The 9,155-nt window shown below is 68.6% G+C and carries 9 protein-coding genes; all 9 read left to right on the plus strand.

From position 1 onward, the window contains the following. The first annotated feature begins 222 nt into the window (after nucleotides 1–222). Nucleotides 223–1,728: a sugar ABC transporter ATP-binding protein gene (locus QZ753_RS19755; RefSeq protein ID WP_294646261.1), complete on the plus strand. Its 1,506-nt coding sequence runs from the start codon at nucleotides 223–225 to the stop codon at nucleotides 1,726–1,728. 50 nt (nucleotides 1,729–1,778) lie between these two features. Continuing rightward, on the plus strand, nucleotides 1,779–2,795 hold the full coding sequence (locus tag QZ753_RS19760; protein WP_294646262.1) for an ABC transporter permease: 1,017 nt from the start codon (nucleotides 1,779–1,781) through the stop codon (nucleotides 2,793–2,795). Nucleotides 2,796–2,867: 72 nt separating this feature from the next. Next, nucleotides 2,868–3,968, plus strand: a complete 1,101-nt coding sequence (locus tag QZ753_RS19765) for a substrate-binding domain-containing protein (protein ID WP_294646263.1) — start codon at nucleotides 2,868–2,870, stop codon at nucleotides 3,966–3,968. 66 nt (nucleotides 3,969–4,034) lie between these two features. Beyond that, a complete protein-coding gene (locus QZ753_RS19770; RefSeq protein WP_294646264.1) occupies nucleotides 4,035–4,373 on the plus strand; it encodes a hypothetical protein in 339 nt (112 codons plus the stop codon). A 7-nt stretch (nucleotides 4,374–4,380) separates the two neighbouring features. Continuing rightward, nucleotides 4,381–5,295 carry an SMP-30/gluconolactonase/LRE family protein gene (locus QZ753_RS19775; RefSeq protein ID WP_294646265.1) on the plus strand — a complete coding sequence of 305 codons (915 nt, stop codon included), beginning with the start codon at nucleotides 4,381–4,383 and terminating at the stop codon, nucleotides 5,293–5,295. A 100-nt stretch (nucleotides 5,296–5,395) separates the two neighbouring features. Further along, nucleotides 5,396–6,433: an L-idonate 5-dehydrogenase gene (locus QZ753_RS19780; RefSeq protein ID WP_294646266.1), complete on the plus strand. Its 1,038-nt coding sequence runs from the start codon at nucleotides 5,396–5,398 to the stop codon at nucleotides 6,431–6,433. 165 nt (nucleotides 6,434–6,598) lie between these two features. Continuing rightward, nucleotides 6,599–7,648: a LacI family DNA-binding transcriptional regulator gene (locus QZ753_RS19785; RefSeq protein ID WP_294646269.1), complete on the plus strand. Its 1,050-nt coding sequence runs from the start codon at nucleotides 6,599–6,601 to the stop codon at nucleotides 7,646–7,648. Next, nucleotides 7,645–8,529, plus strand: coding sequence for an NAD(P)-dependent oxidoreductase (locus QZ753_RS19790; RefSeq protein ID WP_294646267.1), 885 nt, complete (start codon nucleotides 7,645–7,647; stop codon nucleotides 8,527–8,529). The genes QZ753_RS19785 and QZ753_RS19790 overlap by 4 nt, the downstream gene beginning before the upstream one ends. A gap of 43 nt (nucleotides 8,530–8,572) precedes the next feature. Next, the coding region (locus QZ753_RS19795) for an NAD(P)-binding domain-containing protein (protein ID WP_294646268.1) at nucleotides 8,573–9,155 on the plus strand (583 nt) is incomplete at its 3' end.

The raw sequence follows: 9,155 nt of genomic DNA on the forward strand, positions 1-9,155 counted from the left end.
AAGGCAGCCTGCCCGCCTGAGCAATCACCCCCGGAAATCCTCCAGCCGGGCGGTCCAAAGTCGGGGGGCACGTCACAAAGGCTCGTAAGCCTACGTCAGGGAGGACCACTTTTCAGGGGGCAGACCAATCGTCCGCAAGACGATGCGGCACATCGTCAGACAGCCGTTGACACTTCGAAAGTTATCGATAACATCGGGAGTGTCGATGATTGGGAGGTTGTCGTGAGCGAGCTTCGGTTTGAGGGCGTCGCCAAGCGGTTCGGAGGGACCCAGGCGCTCAAGGGCGTCAGCTTTTCCGTTCGGTCCGGCGAGGTCGTGGCGCTGCTGGGCGAGAACGGGGCGGGCAAGTCCACCGTCATCAAGATCCTCGGCGGCATCCACAAGGCCGATGCCGGGCGGATCGCGATCGACGGCAAGCTCTACTCCCACGAAAGCAAGGGGACGGCAGGCGCAAGGCGTCAGGTCGCCTTCGTCCACCAGGACCTCGGCCTCATCGAGTGGATGACGATCGCCGAGAACGTTGCCATCGCCAATGGTTATCCCCGGCGCGGCGGAGCCCGGCGCGGGCTCGTCGACTGGTCGGGCGTCAGGGCTCAGGCCGTGGAGGCGCTGGCGCGGCTCGGCTGCGACTTCGATCCCGACACGCGCGTCGCCTCGCTCTCGCGCACCGAGAAGTCTCTGATAGCGATCGCACGCGCACTCGCGACCGATTGCGAGTTTCTGGTTCTCGACGAGCCGACCGCGAGCCTTCCCGCCGACGAGGTGGAGAAGCTGATGCAGGCGGTGCGTCGTCTCTCCGCCGGCGGCGTCGGCGTGATCTACGTTTCGCACCGGCTGGACGAAATCTTCCGCGTCGCCGACCGTGCTGTGGTCCTGCGCGACGGCGCGTTGGCGGGGGAGGGGCGCATCGCCGATCTCACACCCACCGACCTCATCGCGCAGATCATCGGCACCGGCTCGCTTCGGCTCTACGAGAAGCTGCCGGCGCCCGTGAATGCCGCGGCGCGCGTGTCGGTGCGCGGTCTGGCGACGGCAGGCGCGGGGCCGGTCGATTTCGACATCCGACAAGGCGAGATCCTCGGGCTCGTCGGCCTGCGCGGCGCCGGCCAGGAAGCCGTCGGGCGCGCGCTCTTCGGCGCCCAGCCGCATTCGGGCTCGGTCTCGATCGACGGCGCGGCCCCGGACCTTTCCTCCATGCGCGCGGCGCTCCAGTCGGGCATCGGGCTCGTCGCCCGCGACCGGGCGGAGGAATCCGTCGCAGCCGCCCTGTCGGTGCGCGAGAACGCCTTTCTCAATCCCGGCGCGTTCGGGCGCAGGCTCCTGTCCTTCCGCTCGCCGGCGCGAGAGTGCGACGCCGCGCGGGAACTCGGCCGGCGCATCGGCCTTCGCCCCAACGATCCCGATCTCGCCATCGAGGGCCTGTCGGGCGGCAACCAGCAGAAGGTCATCGTCGGCCGCTGGCTGGAAACCGGCCGCCGGCTCCTGATTCTCGAGGACCCGACGGCGGGCGTCGATGTCGGCGCAAAGGCCGAGATCTATCGCCTGGTGGAAGCGGCCGTCGCGGCCGGCCTTGCCGTCCTCGTCGTATCCACCGACTTCGAGGAGGTGGCGATGCTCTGCCACCGCGCGCTCGTCTTCAATCGCGGCACGATCATCGCCGAACTCTCCGGCGAGGCGGTGACGACCGAGCGGGTGATCGCCGCCGCCAGCGCCTCCGAAGCCGCCTGACCCCTTCACCGCCGCACGCCTTTGGCTCGCGCGCTCGGGAGACCGTCCCCATGAACTCCATCAAGTCGAATGCGCTGGAGCCGACGCGCGCCGAGATGCGCACCCTGTCGCCGGGGCAGGCCATCATGCGTCTCCTGCCGGTCTACGGTCTGCCGATCCTGACGCTCGCGCTAATCCTCCTCTTCGCGATCCTGCTGCCGCGCACCTTTCCGACGCTTCTGAACCTGCGCTCGATCGTCTCCGACAAGTCGATCATCGCGCTTCTGGCCCTCGCGGCCATGATCCCGATGACGGCCGGCAAGATCGACCTGACGGTCGGCTACGGCATCGTGCTCTGGCATATCCTGGCGATCTCGCTCCAGACGGCCTTCGGCATTCCCTGGCCGGTCGCGGTGCTGATCGTCCTGGCGCTCGGCGCGGCTGTCGGCTTGCTCAACGGTCTTCTGGTCGAGGTCGCGCAGATCGACTCGTTCATCGCCACGCTCGGCATGGGCACCGTGCTTTATGCGCTCGCCCTGTGGTACACGGGCGGCCGGCAGGTCGTGGCCCCGCTCCCCGAGGGCTTCCTGGCGCTGAACGGCACGATGGTCTTCGGTCTTCCGATCGGCGGCTTCTACGTCCTCGGCCTTGCCGTCTTCCTGTGGCTTGTGCTCGAATACACGCCGGTCGGCCGCTACCTCTACGCCATCGGCGCCAATCCGAAGGCGGCGGCCCTCAACGGCATTCCCGTCCGCCGCTTCACCATGGCGACCTTCGTCGCCTCCGGGTTCCTGACGGCGCTGACCGGCGTGCTCCTCGCCTCGAAGCTGCGGATCGGGCAGGCGAGCGTCGGCCTCGAATATCTCCTGCCGGCGCTCGTCGGCGCCTTTCTCGGCTCCACCACGATCAAGCCCGGCCGCGTCAACGTCTGGGGAACGGTCATCGGCGTCGTGGTGCTGGCGGTCGGCATCTCCGGCATCCAGCAGTTCGGCGGTTCCTTCTACGTCGAGCCCCTCTTCAACGGCATGACGCTGCTCGTCGCCATCGGTATCGCCGCCTACGCCCAGCGCCGACGCGGCGCGAAGTAACCGCACGCCTTCACCAGTTCGGCCCGCCGGGAGGAAACGGGCGGGCGGCCATCATCCAAGGGAGGACCCCACATGAAGACGCTTCTTTCCGCGCTGCTCCTCGGCGGTGCCCTCATGATTGCGGGCGCACCGGGCGCCCGGGCCGACGCGATGGCGGACGCCAAGGCGACGGTCGACAAATACGCCTCGCGGGTCACGACCTGGGACGGGCCGACGAGCGGCCCGAAGATCGCGGCCGACAAGACGATCGTTGTTCTGGCCGGCGACATGAAGAACGGCGGCATCCTCGGCGTCGTGTCCGGCATCGAGGAAGCGGCCAAGGCCGCCGGCTGGACGGTGCGCACGATCGACGGCGCCGGCTCCATTTCGGGCCGCACGGCGGCCGTCGGTCAGGGCATCGCGCTCAACCCTGACGGCATCGTGGTCGCCGGCTTCGACGCGGTGGAACAGCAGGCGGGTCTCGAGCAGGCCAAGAACGCCAAAATTCCCATCGTCGCCTGGCACACGGCGCCCGAAGTCGGCCCCGTCGCGTCCGCCGGGGTCTTCGCGAACGTGACCACCGATCCGATGCAGGTGGCCAAGGCCGCCGCCGACTGGGCCTATGTGGATGCCGCCGGCAAGCCCGGCGTCGTGATCTTCACCGACAGTACCTACGCCGTCGCCATCGCCAAGGCCGACGCGATGAAGGCCGAGATCGAGAAGCTCGGGGGCACGGTGGTCGAGTATGTCGACACGCCGATCGCCGAGACCTCGACGCGCATGCCGCAGCTGACGACCTCGCTCCTCCAGCGCCACGGCGAAGCGTGGACCCATTCGCTCGCGATCAACGACCTCTACTTCGACTTCATGGGCCCCTCGCTTGCCGCCGCGGGCATCGCGGGTGACGGCAGGCCGGTTAGCGTGGCCGCCGGCGATGGGTCGGAGTCGGCCTACCAGCGCATCCGCTCCGGCCAGTTCCAGGCCGTCACGGTCGCCGAGCCCCTGAAGCTTCAGGGCTGGCAGCTGGTGGACGAGCTCAACCGCGCCTTCGCAGGCCAGCCGTGGTCCGGCTACGTCTCGCCGCTGCACATCGTCACCAAGGCGAACGTCGAGTTTGACGGCGGCCCGACCAACGCCTTCGACCCGGAGAACGGCTATCGCGACGCCTACAAGGCGATCTGGGGCGTGAAGTAACGCGCCGCCGCCCGGTGCGCGCGCCGCGCCGGGCTCATTTCTGACCCCATCGATCGGACGTCCCCCATGTTCATCCGCTGCGCCTTCTTTCGCGGCCGCGCCAAGCCCGGCTCCGAAGCCGAATTCACCGCGTACGTGCGCGACAGGCTCGTGCCGCTCTGGACGCGCTTTCCCGGCGCCGAAGAGGTGCGCGTTCTCCGCCAGGAGGAGGCCGACGTCGCCGAGCCGCATTTCGAGATGGTGCTGCAGGTTCGCTATCCCTCCCGCGAGGCGATCGAGACGGCGCTCGCGTCCGACGTGCGTTTCGAATCCCGAGAGGTGACGAAGGGGCTGCTGACGCTTTACGAGGGCGACATCTTCCACACCGTCTTCCGCGCCGACGACTACGCCCTGCCGACGGACTGACACCGCCATGACCGAGACCTACGTCGTTCACGACGACCGCTTCAGAAGCCTCTTCATCGGCCACGCCAAGCTGGAGCGGTTGTGGACGGGCGGGCGCTGGGTGGAGGGGCCGGTGCATGTCCCGGCCGCCAAGTCCGTGCTCTGGTCGGACATTCCGAACGACCGGGTGATGCGCTACGACGAGTGCGACGGCCGCGTCTCGGTCTTCGAGAGCCCCTGCGGCTACCACAACGGCCACGCCCTGGACGCCGAGGGGCGCGTCGTCGCCTGCGAGCACGGCGGGCGGCGCGTTTCGCGTCTCGATCATGACGGCGTTTGGCGAAACCTCGTCTCTCACTGGGGAAACAAGCGCCTCAATTCACCCAACGACGTGGTGGTCAAGCGCGACGGCACGATCTGGTTCTCCGATCCGACCTACGGCATCGACTTCCATTACGAGGGCCACCGCGCGCCTTCGGAGATCGGTGCCTCCAACGTCTACTGGCTCGATCCGGCGTCGGGTGAGGTGACGTTGGTCGTATCGGACATGCTGAAGCCCAACGGGCTCTGCTTCTCGCCGGACGAGACGATCCTCTACGTGTCCGAGACGGGCCGCACGCACGATCCGGCCTGCGAGCCCGCGATCCGCGCCTACGCCGTGGTGGACGGACGCAGCGTGGGAAAGGGCCGCCTCTTCGCCCGCTCGCCCAACGGCTTCTTCGACGGGTTCCGCTCCGACACGAACGGCAACATCTGGGCCTCCAACGCCGACGCGGTCTGCGTCTATGCGCCGGACGGCACGCATATCGGCTCGATCCCGGTGGAGGAGATGGTGTCGAACCTCTGCTTCGGCGGGCGCAAGCGCAACCGTCTGTACATCACAGCGCAGACCTCGCTCTACGCGATCTACGTCAACGCCCACGGGGACGGCTGGCGGGACTGAGCCGTCGGACAGCCTGGAGCCCTTCCCGATCTCGCGTAATTCTGTTATCGATAACAATCGTCCGGACGATCCGCGGGGGTCGTCGAGGGAGACCAATTCAATGCGTGCTGCCGTCATACACGCCGCCAGGGATCTGCGTCTTGAGGAGCGTTCCGAGCCGACCGTCGCGCCGGGCGACGTGCTCGTGCGCTTCGGGGCGGGTGGCATCTGCGGATCGGACCTGTCCTACTGGGGCAAGGGGCGCGTCGGCGACTTCGCGTTGCGCGAGCCTCTGGTGCTCGGCCACGAGGTGGCGGGCGAGATCGAGGCGCTGGGCGAGGGCGTGTCGGGCCTCGCGATCGGCCAGCGCGTCGCGATCAAACCGAGCCGGCCGTGCCTTCGTTGCGACTATTACCGTGTCGGGCGTTCCAATCTCTGCCGCAACATGCGCTTCGTCGGCTCGGCCGCGATGTTCCCGCATGTGCAGGGCGGCTTCGCCGAGCGCTTCACCTGCCGCGCCGATCAGGCGGTTCCGGTGCCGTCCGACATGCCGCTGGCCAAGGCGGCTCTGGCGGAACCCTTGTCCGTCGCGATCCACGGCCTCGCCCGCGCGGGCGATCTCCTCGGCAAGCGCGTCCTCATCACGGGCGCCGGGCCGATCGGCATGCTCCTGACGCTTGCCGTGCGGCATGTGGGAGCGAGCGTCGTCGCGGTCACCGATCTCGTGGACGAGCCGCTGGCGCTCGCCCGGCGGGCCGGTGCGGACGAGACGATCAACGTCGCGACGGCGCCGGAGCGCCTCGCCGCGTTCGAGGCGAACAAGGGGTTCTTCGATGTCGGCTTTGAGGCGACGGGCGCGCCGCCTGCGCTCGCCTCGCTGGTGCGCGCGATCCGTCCCGGCGGCCGCCTCGTCCAGCTCGGCATGATGCCGCCGGGCGAGGTCGGCGTGTCGGTGAACATGCTGATGGCGCAGGAGATCGACCTCGTCGGCGCCTTCCGCTTCTGCGAGGAGTTCCATACGGCGGTGGACTGGCTCGTCGGTGACCGGATTGACGTCGCGCCCGTGATGTCGGCCGAGATGCCGATGGAGGAAATCGGCGCCGCCTTCGAGATGGCAGCCGACCGCAAACGCGCGATCAAGGTGCATCTGCATTTCTGACATGGCCATCGACACCCGCAGCGCCCTCTCCGACGGAACGCTGCGCCACGTGGACGATCGTCGTCTCGCCTGAGGGGCTTGGCCGCACGAATGCAAAAGGAGAGGGCGAACATGGCCCGACAGAAGAAGGCCGGCACCGCCGCCGAGGTCCTGACGAAGCCGACGATGCGGGACGTCTCCAAGCTCGCGGGCGTCTCGACGATGACGGTGAGCCGGGTGCTCGCCGACCCCTCGATCGTCGCGCCGGAGACGCGCGAGCGGGTCATGCGCGCGGTGGACCAACTCGGCTACGTGCCGGACCTCGTGGCCGGCTCCCTGTCCTCGCGGCGCACCAATTTCGTGGGACTGATCCTGCCGACCCTCACCAATTCCAACTTCGCCGACACGGCGCAAGGGCTCGCCGAGGCGCTGGGGCAGAGCTACCAGCTCCTCATTGGCTACACGCTCTATCAGGCGGGCGAGGAGGAGCGGCTGGTGCGCTCGCTGCTCGCGCGCCGCCCGCAGGGCATCGTGGTCGCGGGCACGCTGCACACGGCCTCGACGCGCCGGATGCTGATGAACGCCGGCATCCCGGTGGTCGAGATCTGGGAGGCGCCGAGCGCCCCGCTCGACCGGGCGGTCGGCTTCTCCAATTTCGAGGCCGGGCGCGCCGCCGCCCGGCACCTCCTGTCGCTCGGGCTCCGGCGCATCGCCGCCATCGGCTCGGAGGCGGAGGGGGACGTTCGCGACGCGCGCGGCGAGGCGCGCCTGCAGGGCTTTGCCGCCGTTCTCAAGGAAGAGGGTCTCGAGACCGGCCGCATCCTTCGCCATGGTCCAGCCCCCGTGTCCTACGCCCACGGCGCGGCGGCGATGAAGCTGCTCCTTCAGGAAATGCCCGATGTGGAAGGCGTCTTCGCCGTGTCGGACAGCTCGGCCTTCGGCGCGCTCATGGAATGCCGGCGCCAGGGCATCGACGTGCCCGGCCGTCTCAGTCTCCTGGGCTTCGGCGATTTCGAACTCGGGCGTGAATGCGAACCGGCGATCTCCACCATCCGTGTCGATGCCAAGGGCATCGGCACCAAAGCGGGCGTGCTCCTGCGCGACCTCTTCGACGGTCGAGGCAGGGATCTGCCCCCGTCCATCGATCTTGGCATCGAGGTCGTACCGCGCGGTACCACCGCAGCGCCTCGCCGCAACGCCCTTCGACCTCCCGTTATCGAAAGACAAAAATCATGAGCCAAACGCGGATCGGCGTCGTCGGAGTGGGCGTGATGGGCAGCGCCATCGCGGGCCGCTTTCTGAAGACCGGGCACACCGTTACCTTGCGCGACCGCGATGCGCGGAAGACCGCGCCGCTGGCGGCCGAGGGCGCCGCCGTTGCCGAGAACGCGGCCGCGCTGATGGAGGCCAGCGACGTCGTGATCCTCAGCCTCAACACGGCCGAGATCGTGGAGGCCGTGGTGTTCGGTGCCGACGGGCTCGCCGGTCACGCGCGGGACGGCATGCTTCTGATCGACATGTCCTCCACCGATCCGAAGGCCACCGCCGCGATGGGCGCGCGGCTGCGCGCCGAAACGGGCCTCGGATGGGTGGATGCGCCGCTGTCCGGTGGCGCGCCCGCCGCGACCGAAGGCCGGTTGACCCTGATGATGGGGGGCGACCCCGAGGAAGTGGAACGGGCGAAGGGCGTACTGTCGGCGGTCGCCGCCAACATGACCCATATGGGCCCTTGCGGCGCCGGTCAGACGACGAAACTCATCAACCAGGTGCTTTGCGCCTGCAACTTCCTCGCCGTCGCGGAAGCCACGCGCCTTGCGCTCGACGCTGCCGTGGATGCGGAGCGGATTCCGGGAGCGCTCGCGGGCGGGCGTGCCGACAGCCGCATCCTGCAGGAGTTCATGGGCAAGATGGCACGGTTCGATCTGACGCCGACGGGGCGGATCGACAACATGCTGAAGGACCTGGAGGCGACGCAGCGCTTCTCGATGGAGTTGCGAACGCCGATGCCGCTCACGAACCTCGTCGCCGATCTCCACCGCATGATGGTGGCCGCCGGCATCGGGGGCGAGGACAGCGCCGCCTACATGAAGCTCTTCGATTTCGGCGCGGCGCGCTGAGCGCGGCAGCCCTTTTTCACAGCGATCACACAGGAGCTTTGCCATGAGCGAGCGCACCGCCGATCTCGGCGTCTTGGGCATGGGCACGATGGGGGCGAGCCTTGCGTTGAACTTCGCCGACAACGGCGGGTTCACCGTCGCTCTCGGCAACCGCACGACTGAGAAGGCCTACGGCGTGCGCGACGAGAACCCGGCGCTCGCCGATCGTCTGGTGCCGACCGACTCGATCGAGCACTTCGTCGGGGTGCTCAAAAGCCCGCGCGTCGTGGTGCTGATGGTCAATGCCGGCAAGCCGGTCGATGACCAGATGGCGCTCGTCCTGCCGCATCTTGCCCCCGGCGACATCCTGATCGACGCCGGCAACGCCGACTTCAACGACACGGTGCGCCGCGAGAAGGCGGTGAAGCCGACCGGCATCCACTTCGTCGGCATGGGCGTGTCCGGCGGCGAGGTCGGCGCGCGCAACGGCCCCTCGATCATGGTCGGCGGCGACGAGGCGGTGTGGGAGCGCCTGAAGCCGCTGCTGGAGCCGATCGCCGCCAAGTTCGACGGCTCGCCCTGCGTCGACTGGCTCGGCCCCGACGGCGCCGGCCATTTCGTCAAGACGATCCACAACGGCATCGAAT

Origin of the sequence: uncultured Aureimonas sp., assembly GCF_913775355.1 — a bacterium.
Lineage (GTDB): Bacteria > Pseudomonadota > Alphaproteobacteria > Rhizobiales > Rhizobiaceae > Aureimonas.

Bases quoted from the DNA above. Each gene is read 5' to 3' on its own strand.
- QZ753_RS19780 (WP_294646266.1), top strand. From the start codon at position 5,396: ATGCGTGCTGCCGTCATACACGCCGCCAGGGATCTGCGTCTTGAGGAG.
- QZ753_RS19785 (WP_294646269.1), top strand. From the start codon at position 6,599: ATGCGGGACGTCTCCAAGCTCGCGGGCGTCTCGACGATGACGGTGAGC.
- QZ753_RS19765 (WP_294646263.1), top strand. From the start codon at position 2,868: ATGAAGACGCTTCTTTCCGCGCTGCTCCTCGGCGGTGCCCTCATGATT.
- QZ753_RS19790 (WP_294646267.1), top strand. From the start codon at position 7,645: ATGAGCCAAACGCGGATCGGCGTCGTCGGAGTGGGCGTGATGGGCAGC.
- QZ753_RS19760 (WP_294646262.1), top strand. From the start codon at position 1,779: ATGAACTCCATCAAGTCGAATGCGCTGGAGCCGACGCGCGCCGAGATG.
- QZ753_RS19775 (WP_294646265.1), top strand. From the start codon at position 4,381: ATGACCGAGACCTACGTCGTTCACGACGACCGCTTCAGAAGCCTCTTC.
- QZ753_RS19770 (WP_294646264.1), top strand. From the start codon at position 4,035: ATGTTCATCCGCTGCGCCTTCTTTCGCGGCCGCGCCAAGCCCGGCTCC.